Genomic DNA, 17,116 nt, shown 5'->3' with positions numbered 1-17,116 from the left:
TTTATTTAATGCCTTCTAAGTTGATAGCTAGTAGACTATTTGCTACTCTAGGAAATCCTGCCAAAGGGATTACTAGCAGTAAAGTTTCAATAATCATTTTTTTAGATGCACCTAAATTAATAGCAGCCTCTAAATGACATTGTACTTGATCCTGACAGTCACCAAGTGTACAGCATACAGCTATAATAATTAATTCTTTTGTTAGCATTGATATATCAGCATCTCTAGCAAAAATATTTTCATAAGCAAAGTCAAAAGTAAATTTTGAAAAATCAGGAGCTACTTTAGATAACGCATTAATCAATTGTTCACCAGAGTGCTTGCCATGAAGTTGATCAAATAACTCTCTGCCATTTTTACTGAAGTTTTCTTCCTTAAGTAGTTTTTCAAAATCATTAGATAGGTTATTTGGAGAAAAATCTTTAATATTAAAATCTGCAATATCACTTATATAGAAAGGGTCGTTAAGCATATAGTCGTTAGCAACTTCTAGATTCATTTTTGAAATGATAAAGCCACCAGCTCTATTATTATATGGACCTGAAGCAAGAATCAAACCTTTATCATAAAAGCTTGTTAGGTATTCTGTATGCGCTTGCTTGTATTTATCTACAGTCTCTAAGCTTTTTTTATATTTTACTTCTATCAATATCATTGTAATATCCTTGTTTATTTATGAACTCTGTTTGTGTAGTAATATTACTTTGATTCGTATATCATTTTAATAGCAATAAAATAAAAACACTGATACGGATATTGAATCAATGAGAATGGAAATTCTACATTATGAAATTTTTGATAAACTCTCAAATACTCTAAATTTCCGACAGACTGCTAAAGAGTTAAACTTATCCATTTCAATAGTTTCAAAGAAAATAAAAGAATTAGAGTTACATTATCAATCAAAATTATTTCATAGAACTACTCGGCTAGTTACATTAACAGAAGCAGGGCAAAATATATTACCTAGAATTAAAGAACTTATCCTTTTAGAAAATCAGATAAAATCCGATTTAGATACAAGCTATCAGTTTATAGGTAACTTAAAAATAGGTGTCCCATTCTCATATTTTGAGTCTATATTAGATAAAATAAAACGCTATACTTATGGTGGGGACAATATCTATATTGATTGGAAAATTGGGAATCATTTGGGTAGTCTTTATGAAGAAAATTTTGATGCTGTAGTATTTTGTGGCCCTCTTCCAAGTGGTGATTTTTATGCAAAGAAAATTGGTGAATGGAGAAAAGTTATATGTGCATCGCCTGCTTTTCTAAAAGAGAATGGGATACCACAAAAACCAGAAGAGTTAGAGAAATATCCTTGCTTAGACCATTCTGAAAATTTTAAATCTACTTGGGGCTTGCTAAGAAAAGAATACAATATAAATTTGAAGCAAAAATGTTCATTTTCTAGTTTACTTACAAAAATGGCTATTAACTCTTTGGGTGTGGTTTATCTACCATCATTTACAGTTGATGATTATATAAAAGAGGGATTATTGGTAGAAATTTTAGAACAATATACATCTAAAAAATTTGACATATATTTAGTATCTAAAACACCTTTCTCAGAAAATAGAAAAGCCCAAGAAATATTAAAGATGCTTCAGATTTAATTAGTTAGTGAAATCTTTTAAACTTGTTACTCTAGCAATTCTCGCTAAATTTTCTAGGCTTGCTTTATGAGCTTCTTGAGTTGCGGCATTACAAGCATCTGCTATTACAGTAACTTCATAATCACGATCATGTAACTCTCTAACAGTAGATTCAACAACAAAGCTTGTAGAGACACCGCAAATTATTACTTCAGAAATATCATTACTTCGTAAAATAACTTCTAAATTAGTACCATATAAAGCACTAACTCGATGTTTTGTGATAATTATGTCATTGGCTTGTACATCCATGTCTTTATGAAAATCTGTAGCCCATGTATGAAGCTCTAATACTTTGTATTCTGGAGCTTGCTTAAACATTGGTGAAATCTTAGAGCATTCATTATAGTTTTTACTAAACCCAACTTTAACATGAGCAATTTTGATGTTTTCTTTTCTTGCCCAAGCTATAAGTTGGTTAGCTTTCTCTATTGTTTTATTATCCTTTATGCGTTGAGCATTATGTGCACCAAAAGCACCTTTGTCATCAACTATTTCATTTATGAAGTCAGCGATTATTACTATTTTATTCATTTTATCTTCCTATGTTTTTTTATTTTTTAACGATTGATAATATGCTTGCTAAGCATACTATCACAACACCTAATATCTCAGAATAGCTCAGACTAATATGATACATATATGAGTCTAGGATAACTGCTACTATCACAGAAAAATACATCCCTGGAGCTATAAATGATGGGTCTTTAGTATATTTGAAAGCTTTAACTCTAAATATTTGAGAGCTAATGCTTAAAACTATGATTGTTATACACGACCATGTAATAACCGGTTGAGTTAGTATGCTGTCAAAGCTTGCTAAAGATGGTTTGTTTAGTGGTAAGAAAATAATCATCAAGATACCTATAAATGTATATATCCATAGATTTATAATAAATATATTTTCTTTTTTACTGGCATCATGTAAGACAACTTGGGAAGCAGCATTGAGTATTCCTGAGAAAAGGGCGCATAAAGCAAATAAATTAATACCAGACCCTGTGCCTAAAATTAGATAGATACCAAAGAAGCTAAATAGTATGCAAATAAAGCTATAATAACTAATTTTTCTTTTGAAAAATATAAAGTTAATTACAGGTATAAATAGTGGGCTAGTATTAAATAAAAGTATCGTTATTAGCAGAGAACCTTTGCTGAGGCTTATAAAAAATAGTATCTGAGCAAATAATCCTAAACATACTCTTATGTATACAGATCTCCAATTAAATGGAGTAATTTTTTTGAATGATGAAATACACACAATCCACCACATTAAAATTGAACCACCAACAAAGCAAATGAACATAGTAAAATAAATACCATCAATGTTCATTAAAAATTTTCTTGCTAGCGAACCAAAGGTGATCATTGTTGCAGAAAGTATCATTAAAGACATGCTTACAATATTATTTATAGAGATCATTATTTAACTAGGTAACTAAAACTTACATGGATAATATAGCTCTTGAGTTAATTAGTAAAACGCTTTATTCTTACATAGTATGTTAGCTATACTTACATACTATGATTAAAAGAAATGATTTACCACCACTAAACTCCCTCCCAGTTTTTATTGCTGTAATGAGAACTAAAAGCTATACAAAGGCTGCAGAAAAACTTTTTATGACACATTCAGCTGTTAGCCAGTCTATAAAAAAGCTTGAATGTTTTCTTGATATAAAACTATTTTTAACAAGCAAGAAGAGGCTTGAGACTACCCAGGCTGCAGAAAAATATTATGCAAAAATAGAGCCTTTAATGACCGAAATATATAATTCAACAAATGTATTAAAAGAGTGCCAATCTAAAAAAATAACTATTAACTGTATGACAACTTTATGTGCAAATTGGTTAATACCTAAACTTGATAGTGTTATGGAGGCTTTAGAAGATACAGATATTCAGCTTACAACACTAGGTAAACATGTTGATTTTGATAATGATGATGTGGATATAAGCATAGAATATGGCTTTAAAGAAGAGTTTGAGGGACTTAATAAGTACAAGCTTGCTGAAGGTGAGCTAATACTAGTGTGTAATAATAAAAATATTGGTAAATCTTGCTTGGAGATTATTTCTCAGCAAAAACTTATTTATGTTGATGATAGGATTAGGATCGATGATTTTAATTATTGGTGTCAGCATAATGGGATAAATGTTAAGTCAAACAAAAAGATAGTATTTAAGAGTTCACTTCAAGCTATCAAGGCTTGTTTTTCAGGTATAGGTTTTTTTGTGACAGATAAGTTACTAATTGAGGAGCATATTAAAAATGGTTTTTTATATATACCAGAACAAAAAAGTTATTTAACAGGTAAGTCATATTATCTACTTTCTAAAAATGATCAGCCACATTTATTTCAAAAAATAAAAAAATTATTAGTAAGCTTTCTAAATGAAAAGACTATTATGTAGTTAAGCAAAGTAGTCTAGAGAAGAGTTGAAAACATCATTTAATTTGATCAAACCAGTAAATAAATTTGAAGGCTTCATGTTTTAGTAAGTACTTATTAGAAGTTACATACCTAATTAGAAAATTCTTTTTGTAAACAAACATGTATAAACTTAACAAATTCTTGCTCTAGATTGTTACGGATCCCTATGTTTCTAATCAAATAAAAAACTGTTTCATCAAAGTAAAATTCTTCTAAGATAGATTCTATTTCTTCGCTATCGCGTATAAATATGTTTAGAGTGTTAATGATGAATTCACATTTCGTTGTTAGGCTAATATCATACATCGCATTATTAAGAAATAAAGTTGGTTTTATACAAACTTCTTCCTTGGTTTGACTATATTCTGAAATACCAATTAAAGCTTCTCGACATTTATTATCATCAGCAATCCCCACAATTTTATGATTTTTTAAATCCTTAATAGATTTTGGCATGCCTTTTTCACTAATATATTTTTTAGAAGCATAAAGTTTATTCTTTGCTTTAACTAATGTTTGTACTGTGCAATTTTGAGCTAAAGGTGGTTTTGATGTAATGGCTAAATCTAAGTCATTTTTCACTAAATCATTTACCTTTGAAATATAAGTGAATATCAGTTTTACATTTGGATAACGAGTGTAGAAGTTATTTAGTTTATTTACGATAATATTATCGAAAAAAAGTTTTGGTACTCCTATTTTCAAAGTTCCTTCAACTTCCTTAGAGGTATTGATGAGTCTTTGAAGAGCCTCGTTTGCTTGTACTTCTATATTATTAAAACTTTCATATACAGCTTTTCCGTCGACTGTCATCTCAATCAAGCCTCGAGAATTTCTTTTTATAAGTTTAGTATTTGTGGATTCTTCTAAATTTTGGATTCTACGAGATACCGTACTTTGCGAAACATTAATTTGTTTAGCAAGCTCTGTAAAGGTTCCAATATTTATAAGTTTTATAAAAAGAAAGATATCGTCATAATTCATGCTATTTCCTATTTATGCATAAGAGCTATGTATTTTTTGCTACAGACAGGTTAATACTACTACAAGTATACTAACAGTGTAAGTTAAACATTAGATAAAGTGAAAATTAAACACTAGAGGTATATAGAATGAAAAAATTAGTATCAAAAATCTTAATCAGTACTATTGGATTAGCAGTGGCTACACCATCTTTTGCATGCTCAGAATTAAATCACGATTTTGGTGAAAAATTAGGAGTATATTCTGCTAGAACTATGGATTCATTCATAAATCTCAAGCCAAGTTTAACTGTCTACCCAAGAGGTACTAAAGAGAGTAGCCACCTTATAAGAAATCCTCTTAACTGGACAGATAAATATGGATATGTTTCTGTAGATGAGACAAACTTATATAAGTTAACAGCGGAAGGTATTAATGAAAAAGGGCTAACTGCACACTTACTATACTCTGGTTCAATGAAGCAACCTCAAAGAGATATTGACAAGAAAGGAATTAATGGTTTGGCTTGGATTAGGTACGCACTCGGCAACTATGCAACGGTTCAAGAAGTTATCGATGGGTTATCAGAATATCAGATATATACTCCAAAAGTAGAAGTTAATAATAAAAAAGTAACTTTACCTATACATTTTTCTATAGAAGATGCTGCAGGAAATAGTGCGGTTATAGAGTATACGAATGGTAAGCTGACTGTAAATAAAGGAGCTAAAGTCATGACAAATGAACCTAGTTTTGAAGACCAGGAAACAAATCTAAGTAACGCTAAAAAAGATGGTGTATTTAATATAGATATAATTCCAGGCGGGGCAAAATCAGAGAATCGATTCGTTAGAGCAAGTTTCATTAGTGAGAATCTACCAGATGCATCTACTAGGCAAGAAGCTGTAAATTATATGTTTTCTGCTGCTGACTCATTATCTGTACCTTTTGTGAAAGATTATGATAAAGAGAGTTTTGACTCTGGAAGCTTACAAGATAAATGGCCAACTCAATGGAAAAGTGTTATTTCAATGAAAAATAAAAGATTATATTTATCTGATGTGCTCGTTGGTAATAGAGTGTATGTGGACTTAAATGAAGCAAATTTAAGCAAAGGACAACCTGTTAAGACTATTTCAATAATGAATGATAATTTAACAGGAGATATTACAAATAAAATGGTTGTAGAAAAATAAGTAAAACTCTTAGCTATAATTTTCTAAAAATTCTTCTCTAAACTCTTCAAAAGTTCCTTCTTCTAAAGAATTACGAATTTTTTTCATAAGGTTTTGATAATAAGTTAGGTTATGAATGGTATTTAATCTTGAACCTAATATCTCCTTAGTCTTATCTAAATGATGTAAATAACTTCTACTGAAGTTTTTACAAGTATAGCAATCACAATTTGGATCAAGAGCAGAGGTATCTTCTTTGAACTTAGAGTTGCGGATACGAATAGTTCCTTCGGATGTAAAGATATGACCATTCCTAGCGTTACGCGATGGCATAACACAATCAAACATATCAACACCTCTATATACAGCTTCAACTAAGTCTTTAGGGGTACCAACACCCATTAAGTATCTTGGTTTATCTTCGGGCATTTGATGAGCTGTATGATCAAGTATTTTTATCATTTCATCTTTAGGTTCTCCAACTGACAAACCTCCAATTGCAAAACCATCAAAGTCTATCTTTTTAAGAGCTTCTAATGACTCATCACGAAGGTGTTCATACATACCACCTTGAATGATACCAAATAAAGCTGATGGATTATCACCGTGAGCTTCTTTTGAGCGTTGTGCCCAACGCATAGATAGTTCCATTGAATCTTTAGCTTCTTTTTCTGTAGCAGGGTAAGGTGTACATTCATCAAAACACATTACAATGTCAGAACCTAAATCTCTTTGGACTTGCATAGATATTTCAGGGGACAAAAACACTTTTGAGCCATTAATAGGTGATTTAAATGTTACGCCTTCTTCTGTGAGTTTACGCATTTTACCTAGACTAAAAACTTGAAATCCTCCTGAGTCAGTAAGGATAGGTTTATCCCAACCATTAAAATTATGAAGAGTTCCGTGTTTTTTTATAATTTCTGTCCCTGGGCGTAACCATAAGTGAAATGTATTCCCTAAAATTATATCAGCCCCCATTTCTTTTAACTCTGCGGGACTAAGTGATTTAACAGCACCGTAAGTACCTACTGGCATAAATGCAGGTGTTTGTATGTCACCTCTTGGAAAACTGATTTTACCTCTACGGGCTTTACCTTCTGTTTTAAGAAGGTCAAATTTCATTACTGTCATGTTTTATCCTTGTAAGATAGCTTGAGTATCATACTAACTATTAAAGTTGATTCTTACTCAAGGTAGATAATAAGTGTTTATATTTGCTGGGAGGTATTATACATAATTTGAGTTATAAATGGAGTATAAACTAGAGGTGTTATAGATTTTGAGTGCTTATGCAGAGAGATAAATTAAATCGCATCACCCATCTGGAACATTGGCATATACATACTTACTACTAGGAAACCTACTACACCACCTAATACAACCATAATGATAGGCTCTAGCATTGAACTTAAACCTTCTACTAAAGTATCTACTTCTTCTTGGTATACACGGTTAAGATTGCCAAGCATTGTTTCTAGAGCTCCTGACTCTTCACCAACGGCAATCATTTGCTCTACCAAGAATGGGAAATTCCCAGTTTCAACAATAGCTTCTTTAAATGATGCACCTTCACTAATACTCTTTTTAATATCCAATGCTGACTGATCATATTTTGCATTACCTGTAGCAAGTGCGACCATGTCTAGGGCACGGGTTAGACTCATGCCAGATTGAACTGTAATCTCCAAAGTACTTGAAAATCTCGCTAGGGCGGACTTAAACATTACTTCACCAATAATAGGAACTTTAAGCATAAAATGATCTTGATATACTTGGATTTTTGGATACTTGAATTTCAAAGATTTAAATGCAGTTATAGATATGAATATAACTAGTATTATTTTCCACCAAGATTCTTGCATGAAATTAGAGGCATTCACGGTAAGCTGGGTTATCGCTGGAAGCTCTTTTCCTGAATTTATAAACATAGCTGAGAAAGCTGGGACCGCAAATGTAAGTAATATACCGGTTACACCCGCGGCAATTACACACACAACAACGGGGTATGACATTGCTTTTTTAACTTTCTTTTTAATGCTTTGTAAAGCTTCTCTTTGGTCTGCGATTTTGTTAAGCATTAAATCTAGGTTACCTGATTCTTCACCAGCTGTAATCAAACCAACATAAAGTTTGTCAAAAAGCTTAGGGAAGCGTAATAACGCTTTAGAGAATGATTCTCCACCTTCAATTGCTTGTTTTATCTGGATAGCTGTAATTTTTAACTTAGGATGCTTACGGATACCCATGATAAATACTTCAAAGGACTTAATGATTGGGATACCAGCTTTTACCATTGTGGCAAGCTGCCTAGTCATCTCTGTAACATCTTGATAAGATACTTTTTTGGGCATCAAATCTTTGGGTTGCTTCTTTAGTTTTATACTTGAGTAACCTTTTTGTCTAAGTATAATATCTGCTTTTTCTTTTGTATCAGCATCAATTTGACCAGATGTTTTTTTTCCGCTTTTTAGTTTGGCTTTATAATTCCAACCTATAATTGTGATTGTGCTTTTATCTTTACTACCAAATAACATAATAATTTTTTCCTTTAACTTATACGGTAAGCTTCCGCCATAGATGTAAGACCTTCAGCAACTCTAACTAGGGCTGACTGTCTTACAGAAGCAACATTTTCTTTTTGAGCTTGCTGGGCTATTTCCATTGTATTTTTATCTTCTAAGATCATCTTAGCAATCTCTCTTGATACGGGCATTACTTCATATAAACCCACACGGCCTTTATAGCCTTTAAAGCAACGAGGACAACCCTTAGGATTGGGCTTATAAATTTTTGCTTTTTTGATTTTACTCATTGTAGTTTCAAAAGTGGATAATATTTCTTCAGTCATACCGCTATCATCAATTAGCATACTAAATTGAGTGTCCGTGTCTTCTAGCTTACATTTTTGGCAAAGTTTACGGGTTAGTCGTTGCGCTATAATTAAGGTCACAGAAGTAGCAATATTATATCTTGGCAAACCCATATCCACTAGTCTATTTAGTGTTTCTGGAGCACTGTTTGTATGTAGCGTTGACATAACTAAGTGACCTGTTTGAGATGCTTTAATACCAATAGATCCAGTTTCGATATCCCTGATCTCACCAACCATGATTATATCTGGATCTTGTCTTAAGAATGATTTTAATGCGGCAGCAAAAGTCAAACCTTGCTTGTTGTTTACACTCACCTGATTTATACCACTAACAGCTAGCTCGACAGGATCTTCCGCTGTGGAAATATTTCTTTCAGGCTTATTAAGAATGTTTATCCCCGTATATAGTGTAACAGTTTTACCTGAACCTGTGGGCCCGGTAACTAATACCATTCCTTGAGGTTCATTGATTGCTTTAAGATAGATTTTTTTTTGGTGTTCAGAAAAACCTAAAGCTTCAATAGGTATCTGAGTAGAGCTTGAATCAATGATACGCAGTACAACTTTTTCACCGAAGTTAATGGGGCAAGTACTTACACGAAAGTCGATAGCTTTTTCTCTAGAGAGTGAAATTTTGAATTTACCATCTTGAGGAATTCTTTTTTCTGCGATATCTAACGAAGACATAATCTTTAAACGTGAGATTACTTTTGGTCCTAAGTTTTTTTTAGTATTAAAAGTTTCTATTAAAAGTCCATCTATACGATATCTTATGCGAAAGTTTTTCTCATAAGGTTCAAAGTGTATATCCGAAGCTCCTTTTTGAATGGCATCAACAATAGTGTTGTTAATAAATCTGATAATTGGTGCTTCATCGTCATCGCCACTACCAATTAGAGCATCACCTTCACGATCACCTTCATCAACAAATTCCATGTCGATATCAACATTATCCATTTGATCGTCAAGAGATGATTCTTCATTGCTTTTGCCTTCATCTTTTAAGTATTCATCAAACTCTTCTATTTTTTCTTTGAGTGTGTTCAATTCAGCAACAATTGCGGTAAAAGGTCGGTTATATTTTTGCCTTAACTCTCGTATGATTTCTTGGCTTTCAATGGCATTTGCTACAGCAATATATGTAACTTGTTTTTTTATGAAAAGTGGTAAGCAATATTTTTTTCTACAAAAATCACCTTCAAATAAATCTATTGGCAGGTGTTTTACGGCAATTGTCGAAAGATCTATGTATTGTAAACGCAGAAGAGTTGCAGACTCAATCATAAACTTTTTGCTGTCTATGATCTCGTGATCTACTATATAATTTAAAAAGCCTTCTTTAACTATAGCTTTGTCCAAGCTGACTTCTTCTAACTGCTCTTTTGTAATTAACTTACGGTGCAATAATAAAGAGGCAAGCTTTTTACATATATGGGGATTATTGACCATTTAGCGCATAATATCGTAAGTAAAACTACGAGAAATTATAGCATATTTGGATATGTTTTTAAAAAACAAAAAATATTTAAAATATTGGCTTATGTATTCTTTTTTTTTGCGTTTGTTAATGTATAATCGGTTTAATTTGATAACCTTAGGTTTTTTTACATGAATATCGATCGGTTTATTTCTCACCGTGGCGCAAATACAGAATATGTTGAAAATACAATACAGTCTTTCCAAATAGCAAAAGATTTTGGGTTTAAGTGGTTTGAAATAGATGTTCAAATGAGTTTAGATGGAGAGCTTTTCTTATTTCATGATAATGATCTCAAAAGACTTGCAGGTTTAGATTTAAAACCAACTGATCTAACAATAGCACAGTTGAAAGAAATAGATGTTTTTCATACGGCATCAGATACAACAGATAAAATCCCAACATTAAAAGAATATTTGGATTGGGCACAGCAGCAAGGTGTTTATACAAACATAGAATTGAAGATTTCAAAAAAAGCTAATATTAAATATGCAGAAAATTTAGTTGTGGCAGTTATTAATCTTCTAAATGAATATGAGGGTATTAATGAAAGTATTTTCATTTCTAGCTTTAATAAAACTGCAATGAAAGAGCTTAAAAGATATAAGAAATATAAAAAAGGCAAGCTTTTTGAAATGATAAGTTGGCCAAAAGATTTTGATTACCTTGATACGGAACTTTATAAAAGATATAAAGAAAATAATTACCTTGCGATTATTATTAATTATGACTGTCTAAATAGAAAGAGGGTGCAGTACCTTAAAAACAAGTTTGGTAAAGTTTTTGTTTTTTCGGTTTACACGGATTATGAGGTGAAAAAACTTCTAGATTGGGGTGTGGATGCTATGTTTGTTGATAAAAAAGAACAGTTAAAAATTACTCTTTAATATAATTTTTCAATAGCTTTTCAGTTTTTTCTATAATGCTATCACTATGTGGGCAATTGTAAGGATAGAAGTATTTTAGCTCTATAAACCCACTATCTAATCTATACTTAAATGTAACAAAACTGTACTCAAGTTTTATTTCCTCAAGAATTTCGGCTAAAAAGCTCTCTCCAATATTATAAATATTCCAGCTTTTACGAGTTATTTGTTTTTTAATTTGTGTGGATTCTAACGCATTTTCAAACATGGGGATGCATTCTCGGGGAGGACCTGGGAATACGAGGATTTTGCGATTCTTGTTACTTGTAAACTCAAACCCGTTTGCTGTGCCAGTTATGTTTTTTAGTATTTTAGAGCCTTTTGGGAATAAGGCTTGTTTACGAGTGCCATGAGTTATCTTTCCATATTTATCGAGCATTCTTTTTTCTAGTATAAGCCAGGATTTTTCATCTAATACTAGTTCTGTTTTATAGTGTTTAGCAACTGCTTGAGATGTTAAGTCATCTTCTGTTGGACCAAGGCCACCAACTATAACTATATTTTTATGTGATTGCTCCAGAAAATTTATAGACTCTGAAATATCTTCCAAGTCATCTTTACAAGATAGATGAAACCCAACCTCAAAGCCTTTTCCTATCAGAGTCTTTGCAAATTCTGGAGTGTTAGTATTTGTTATATCACCATCTGTAATCTCATCACCAATAGCGATAAATCCATAATCATATTTCATATATTTACCTTTTATTAAAATCTTTTTAATCTAGTCGTGATTTTGACTATTTTTTCTAGTATTATGAATAGTTAGTATTATATTACTATTTCAATAAGTTTAAATCAAAGGAGTCTCGATGAGAATACTATCTACTAATGTTTATGTTGGACCAAATGTCTACGCAGGTTTTCCTGTAATAAGAAATGTTATTGATCTTGGAGTACTTGAAAAGTGGCCATCAGCTAAAATAGGTACTGACTTTATTGAAGGTTTAATTGATAGTCTACCTGGTTTGCAAGAGCATGGTTGTTCATATCGTAGCGAAGGTGGTTTTATTCGTCGTTTAAAAGAAGATGAAGGCACTTGGATGGGACACATTTGGGAGCATGTGATTTTAGAGCTTCAATGTGTAGCTGGTAGTGATGTTACATTTGGTAGAACTCGCTCAGCTGATGAAGTTGGTCAGTACAATATGGTTTATGAATATAAGCAAAAAGATGTTGGCTTACGAGCTATGGAATTAGCAAGAGATCTACTTCTTTCACTTTTACCTGCTGAACTAAAAAAAGAAGTTGGTTTTACTGATGATGAATTTGATTTTGAGCATGAGAAAGTTAGGTTTATAAAATTTGCACAAAGCAAAGAGTTTGGGCCAAGTACAGCGTCATTAGTAGAAGCTGCAAAGAAAAGAGATATCCCATACTTACGCTTAAATGATCATTCTTTAGTGCAATTTGGCTATGGTAAGCATCAGCAGAGAATACAAGCAACAATTACAAGTCAAACTACGCATATTGCAGTTGAAATGTCTTGTGATAAAGAGCAAACAAATAAAGTTCTAGGTGGTTTAGGTCTTCCAGTACCAAAACAAAGAATGATCAGAACTGAAGAGGGTGCTTTGCGTGCGGCTAAAATATTAGGCTTTCCACTTGTTGTTAAGCCTTTAGATGGTAATCATGGTCGTGGTATCTCTATAAATCTAAACTCTATGGAAGAGATTAAAGAAGCATTTGTTGAAGCAAATAAGGTTTCAAGATATGTGTTGGTTGAGCAGTATGCGACTGGTTTTGACCATAGAATGCTTGTAGTTAATGGCAAGCTTGTTGCAGTTGCTAAAAGAGTACCTGGTCATGTAGTTGGTGATGGTAAGCATACTATCGAACAACTTATTGATATAGTAAATGAAGATCCTCGCCGTGGTGTGGGACATGAAAAGGTTTTAACAAGATTAGAACTTGATTATCAAGCTACTAGCTTACTTAATGCAGCTGGCTTCAATAAAGACACTGTTTTAGATAATGATGAAATATTTTATCTTCGCTCAACTGCAAATCTTTCAACAGGCGGAACAGCCGTTGATGTGACAGATATAGTCCATCCTGATAATAGAGATATGGCTGAAAGAGCAATAAAAGCGGTTGGTCTTGATGTTGGTGGTGTGGATTTCTTGATTGATGATATTACAGAGTCTTACCATGAAATTGGTGGTGCAATCTGTGAAGTAAATGCCGCTCCTGGTTTTAGAATGCATGTGGCTCCTAGTGAAGGTAAGTCTCGTGATGTAGCGGGTGCTGTTGTTGATATGCTTTTCCCACAAGAGCTTGGCAATGCTAGAATCCCGATTATGGCGATTACAGGTACAAATGGTAAAACTACAACTTCTCGTATGGTTTCTCATATGTGGAAAAATGCTGGTAAAGTGGTTGGTTTGACTACTACAGATGGTGTTTATATCAATGGTAAGCTTACTGTTGCAGGTGATACTACAGGTCCTGCTTCTGCTCAAATGGTTTTAAAAGACCCATCTGTTGAAATGGCAGTTTTAGAGACAGCTCGCGGTGGTATTTTAAGAAGCGGTATGGGTTATGATTACTGTAATGTTGGTGCATGTTTAAATATTTCTTCTGATCACTTAGGTTTAAAGGGAGTAAATACTCTTGATGACTTAGCTAAAGTTAAAAGTGTAGTTGTTGAGGCGGCTAAAGATGTTGCTGTACTAAATGCGGATGATCCTCATGTATTGAAGATGTCTGCTAAAGTAACTGCTAAAAATATTTTTTACGTAACAATGAACCCAGAGCATGCATTAGTGAAAGAGCATATTCGTGCTGGCGGTAAAGCTTGTATTATTGAGAAAGGTGTTAATGGAGATATGATTACTATTTTTGATAGTAAAATACATATTCCAGTACTTTGGACTCACTTGATTCCAGCAACTATGGAAGGTAAAGCGATTCATAATGTACAAAACTCAATGTTTGCGATAGCAATAGCATATAGTACTGGTATGGGTTTAGATGATATTCGCGATGGTTTAAGAACATTTGTAACATCTTTCTACCAAGCTCCTGGGCGTATGAATTGGTTTGAAGAGCATCCATTTAAAGTACTTATGGACTATGCCCATAACCCAGCTGCAATCAGTCTTGTTAGCCAAATGGTTGGCAATATGGAGTTTAGTGGTAAGAAGATATGTGTAATAGCATCTCCTGGTGATAGACGTGATCAAGATGTATACGAGGTTGCTCAAGCAGCAGCTCCTTATTTTGACCACTTTATATGCAAAAGAGATGATACTCTAAGAGGTAGAGCCCCAGATGAAATTCCAGCAATGCTTAAAAAAGCTCTTATAGAGGCTGGAGTAAACTCAAACAATATTGAAACAATTCAATCTGAAGCAGAAGCTGTAGATCATGCTTTATCAATTGCTAAAGAAGGCGATTTAGTTGCAATATTTGCAGATAAGCTTAAACGAACTTGGAAGCAAATTATTTATTTGAATAAAGATAAAGATGCTGTTGAAGAAAAACAAAAAACTAAAAAGCAAGAGCCTTTCTCAGCGACAATGATAGCTCAAGACCCTAGTTTATCTCAAGAAATATCTGATGTCATAAAAGGTGGTATTTTTTCTGATGAAAGTGGTGTTAGAGTTGTTTATCATGATGATGAAGAAAATGATTAACATTGGGAGATAAATATATGATTCCTGAAGGTTATTCACGAAGATTAGTCGGACCAAACCTTTTCTTTAAAGAGACGGGTACAGTTTTGGATATTCCTCTTATTGATGATAGAGAAAAGCTTACAAAGCTTTTTAATCAAGAAGCTTATAGAATATTACCAGAACTTGGTTGGACTGAAATTAAGCTCGAGCATAAGTTTTTTAACAATGGTGTTCGTTTTGCTATGACTGCACCTGTTGATATTACTATGCCAGCTTGTGATGTAATAGACTTTATCTGGGCATCTGTAAGGCAGTTTGTCGAAGAAGGTAGCTATAAAACTATTGAAGAAGCTAAAAGTGAGTTAATGGATTTTATTAATGAAGATCAAAATCTAAAATATCGCAAACTTCATGAGCTAGCTAAATCTAAAGGTTTCAATGCTTTTAGAGATAAAGATACTGCTTTTGTTGGTTCAGGTACGGGCTGTTATGAGTTTGATTTAACTAATGATGAAATTGATAATATCGACTGGTCTAAAGTTTATGATATACCTGCTGTAATAGTTACAGGAACTAATGGTAAAACTACAACTGTTAGGCTAACAGACTATATTTGTAGATATGCAGGTAAACTAACAGGCTATACTTCAACTGATTGGGTTAAAGTAAATAATAAGCTTGTTGATGAAGGTGATTATTCTGGACCTACAGGTCATCAGTTTGTATTGACTAACAAAGATGTTGAAATAGCTCTTTTAGAGTCTGCTCGTGGTGGACTTTTGAAGCGTGGTTTAATCGAGAGTTATGTTAATGCTGCTGCTGTTACTAATGTATCTGCTGATCATTTAGGTGAAGATGGTATTGAGACTGTTGCAGAGTTAGCTGAAGCAAAATCTATAGTTTTTAGAACTGTTGGTGAAGGTTCTCATGCTATCATAAATCTCGATAATTCATATATGAAAGCAAAATTTAATGAGCTAGATTGTAATAAAATAGTTATTACTCAAAATCCTCAAGACCATGATATGGATTATTATTTGGCTAATAGTGATTATGCGAGTGTTGTTGAGAATGGAGAGTTTATATGGATTGAAAAGGGTGTTAAAAAATCTCTTTTAAAAGTGGTTGATGCACCTCTAACTGTTAAAGGTTTTGCTAAGCATAATATTGAAAATGCATTAGTTGCTATAGCTTTATCATTTAAATTAGGTATTAGTTTTGAAAGTATTTCAAATGCTCTTAAGAGTTATGAAAATGATCCTAAAGAGAATAGAGGTAGAGCTAATGTGTTTGAATGGGATAATAAGGTTGCTGTAGTTGATTATGCTCATAATGAAGCAGGTATGGAATCATTGTTATCGATGATGAAAGCCTACGATAAAGGTGGCAAAACATACTTGATGATAGGTACTACTGGTGATAGAAGGTATCTAATATCACCAATTAATGACATAATCATGAAGCATGATGTAGACTTTATAGTGCTAAAAGAGACTGCTTCTTATCTGCGTGGAGCAGAACCTTTAGAGTTGCCATTCTTAACTAAAAAAGATCTTGAGAAGAAAGGTTTTGATCTAGCTAACACATACATATCATGTGGTGAGCTTGAAGGTGTAGAGTACATCGTTGAGAGACTACAAGATAATGATGTCGCTATACTTTGCTGTCAAGCAGAGGTAGAGGTTGTGATTGATTATTTTGAGCAGCTATGCAAATAATTTTATTAAAAAAATAAGAGTAAACCTCATTTAATCTTAATTCTTCAAATGTATTATCCCTAATCTTTTAAGTTACTATCTGCCCTGACATAGATCTGAGCCTAAGCTTAAAAGGGGTATTATATTAACTACTTCTCTAATTGTAAGACTGTCAACAGCAGGCTATAATTAACCTAAGATTTAGTTTTTAGCTAAATGAAGTATTTGATGGTTTAGATTATATGTCTTCAACCATCATAATTGAGATAAATAATTACCCTTGTCAAAATAAA

Annotated in this window: 14 protein-coding genes; 6 read left to right on the top strand and 8 right to left on the bottom strand. The window is 32.7% G+C overall.

What is annotated here, in order from left to right; genetic code table 11:
* Window position 1 precedes the first annotated feature (1 nt).
* Complete coding sequence (locus CDH04_RS06510; protein WP_112870256.1) at window positions 2-655, bottom strand: carboxymuconolactone decarboxylase family protein; 654 nt, start codon at window positions 653-655, stop codon at window positions 2-4.
* 109 nt (window positions 656-764) lie between these two features.
* On the opposite strand from CDH04_RS06510, the gene CDH04_RS06505 reads away from it, so the two are divergent.
* A complete protein-coding gene (locus CDH04_RS06505; RefSeq protein WP_112870255.1) occupies window positions 765-1,619 on the top strand; it encodes a LysR family transcriptional regulator in 855 nt (284 codons plus the stop codon).
* Here the strand turns inward: CDH04_RS06505 and CDH04_RS06500 are convergent, their stop codons facing one another.
* Together CDH04_RS06500 and CDH04_RS06495 are read right to left on the bottom strand one after the other, a co-directional pair.
* Window positions 1,620-2,192 (bottom strand): cysteine hydrolase family protein, encoded by a 573-nt coding sequence (locus tag CDH04_RS06500; protein ID WP_112870254.1) that lies wholly within the window; start codon window positions 2,190-2,192, stop codon window positions 1,620-1,622.
* 19 nt (window positions 2,193-2,211) lie between these two features.
* The gene (locus CDH04_RS06495; protein WP_112870253.1) at window positions 2,212-3,081 is read right to left on the bottom strand and encodes a DMT family transporter; all 870 of its coding nucleotides are present in this window, start codon (window positions 3,079-3,081) and stop codon (window positions 2,212-2,214) included.
* A gap of 101 nt (window positions 3,082-3,182) precedes the next feature.
* Here CDH04_RS06495 and CDH04_RS06490 point away from each other — a divergent pair, with 101 nt between their 5' ends.
* Window positions 3,183-4,073 (top strand): LysR family transcriptional regulator, encoded by an 891-nt coding sequence (locus tag CDH04_RS06490; protein ID WP_112870252.1) that lies wholly within the window; start codon window positions 3,183-3,185, stop codon window positions 4,071-4,073.
* A 110-nt stretch (window positions 4,074-4,183) separates the two neighbouring features.
* Here the strand turns inward: CDH04_RS06490 and CDH04_RS06485 are convergent, their stop codons facing one another.
* Window positions 4,184-5,077 (bottom strand): LysR family transcriptional regulator, encoded by an 894-nt coding sequence (locus CDH04_RS06485; RefSeq protein ID WP_112870251.1) that lies wholly within the window; start codon window positions 5,075-5,077, stop codon window positions 4,184-4,186.
* 128 nt (window positions 5,078-5,205) lie between these two features.
* Between CDH04_RS06485 and CDH04_RS06480 the strand changes: the two genes are divergently transcribed.
* Complete coding sequence (locus CDH04_RS06480) at window positions 5,206-6,252, top strand: linear amide C-N hydrolase (RefSeq protein ID WP_112870250.1); 1,047 nt, start codon at window positions 5,206-5,208, stop codon at window positions 6,250-6,252.
* Window positions 6,253-6,261: 9 nt separating this feature from the next.
* On the opposite strand, the gene tgt is transcribed toward CDH04_RS06480, so the two are convergent.
* The 3 genes from tgt to pilB form a co-directional block, all read right to left on the bottom strand.
* Window positions 6,262-7,365 (bottom strand): tRNA guanosine(34) transglycosylase Tgt, encoded by a 1,104-nt coding sequence (tgt, locus tag CDH04_RS06475; protein ID WP_112870249.1) that lies wholly within the window; start codon window positions 7,363-7,365, stop codon window positions 6,262-6,264.
* A 173-nt stretch (window positions 7,366-7,538) separates the two neighbouring features.
* Window positions 7,539-8,768 (bottom strand): type II secretion system F family protein, encoded by a 1,230-nt coding sequence (locus tag CDH04_RS06470; protein WP_112870248.1) that lies wholly within the window; start codon window positions 8,766-8,768, stop codon window positions 7,539-7,541.
* A gap of 14 nt (window positions 8,769-8,782) precedes the next feature.
* Window positions 8,783-10,555, bottom strand: coding sequence for a type IV-A pilus assembly ATPase PilB (gene pilB / locus CDH04_RS06465; protein WP_112870247.1), 1,773 nt, complete (start codon window positions 10,553-10,555; stop codon window positions 8,783-8,785).
* A 159-nt stretch (window positions 10,556-10,714) separates the two neighbouring features.
* Here pilB and CDH04_RS06460 point away from each other — a divergent pair, with 159 nt between their 5' ends.
* Entirely contained in the window at window positions 10,715-11,470 is a 756-nt protein-coding gene (locus CDH04_RS06460; RefSeq protein ID WP_112870246.1) for a glycerophosphodiester phosphodiesterase family protein, read from the top strand.
* Here the strand turns inward: CDH04_RS06460 and CDH04_RS06455 are convergent.
* Window positions 11,460-12,200 (bottom strand): competence/damage-inducible protein A, encoded by a 741-nt coding sequence (locus tag CDH04_RS06455; RefSeq protein ID WP_112870245.1) that lies wholly within the window; start codon window positions 12,198-12,200, stop codon window positions 11,460-11,462. The two genes, CDH04_RS06460 and CDH04_RS06455, sit on opposite strands and share 11 nt — an antisense overlap.
* A 118-nt stretch (window positions 12,201-12,318) precedes the next feature.
* Between CDH04_RS06455 and cphA the strand changes: the two genes are divergently transcribed.
* A complete protein-coding gene (gene cphA, locus CDH04_RS06450) occupies window positions 12,319-15,144 on the top strand; it encodes a cyanophycin synthetase (protein ID WP_112870244.1) in 2,826 nt (941 codons plus the stop codon).
* 17 nt (window positions 15,145-15,161) lie between these two features.
* Window positions 15,162-16,844 carry a Mur ligase family protein gene (locus CDH04_RS06445; protein WP_112870919.1) on the top strand — a complete coding sequence of 561 codons (1,683 nt, stop codon included), beginning with the start codon at window positions 15,162-15,164 and terminating at the stop codon, window positions 16,842-16,844.
* Window positions 16,845-17,116: the final 272 nt, after the last annotated feature.

Source organism: Francisella adeliensis, from assembly GCF_003290445.1.
In the GTDB taxonomy this organism is placed as follows: domain Bacteria; phylum Pseudomonadota; class Gammaproteobacteria; order Francisellales; family Francisellaceae; genus Francisella; species Francisella adeliensis.
Note: the sequence above shows the minus strand (reverse complement) of the source record. Positions and strands in the feature narration are given on the sequence as shown.

Coding starts and splice junctions, on each gene's coding strand:
- CDH04_RS06510 (WP_112870256.1), bottom strand. CDS start 655: ATGATATTGATAGAAGTAAAATATAAAAAAAGCTTAGAGACTGTAGAT.
- CDH04_RS06505 (WP_112870255.1), top strand. CDS start 765: ATGAGAATGGAAATTCTACATTATGAAATTTTTGATAAACTCTCAAAT.
- CDH04_RS06500 (WP_112870254.1), bottom strand. CDS start 2,192: ATGAATAAAATAGTAATAATCGCTGACTTCATAAATGAAATAGTTGAT.
- CDH04_RS06495 (WP_112870253.1), bottom strand. CDS start 3,081: ATGATCTCTATAAATAATATTGTAAGCATGTCTTTAATGATACTTTCT.
- CDH04_RS06490 (WP_112870252.1), top strand. CDS start 3,183: ATGATTAAAAGAAATGATTTACCACCACTAAACTCCCTCCCAGTTTTT.
- CDH04_RS06485 (WP_112870251.1), bottom strand. CDS start 5,077: ATGAATTATGACGATATCTTTCTTTTTATAAAACTTATAAATATTGGA.
- CDH04_RS06480 (WP_112870250.1), top strand. CDS start 5,206: ATGAAAAAATTAGTATCAAAAATCTTAATCAGTACTATTGGATTAGCA.
- tgt (WP_112870249.1), bottom strand. CDS start 7,365: ATGACAGTAATGAAATTTGACCTTCTTAAAACAGAAGGTAAAGCCCGT.
- CDH04_RS06470 (WP_112870248.1), bottom strand. CDS start 8,768: ATGTTATTTGGTAGTAAAGATAAAAGCACAATCACAATTATAGGTTGG.
- pilB (WP_112870247.1), bottom strand. CDS start 10,555: ATGGTCAATAATCCCCATATATGTAAAAAGCTTGCCTCTTTATTATTG.
- CDH04_RS06460 (WP_112870246.1), top strand. CDS start 10,715: ATGAATATCGATCGGTTTATTTCTCACCGTGGCGCAAATACAGAATAT.
- CDH04_RS06455 (WP_112870245.1), bottom strand. CDS start 12,200: ATGAAATATGATTATGGATTTATCGCTATTGGTGATGAGATTACAGAT.
- cphA (WP_112870244.1), top strand. CDS start 12,319: ATGAGAATACTATCTACTAATGTTTATGTTGGACCAAATGTCTACGCA.
- CDH04_RS06445 (WP_112870919.1), top strand. CDS start 15,162: ATGATTCCTGAAGGTTATTCACGAAGATTAGTCGGACCAAACCTTTTC.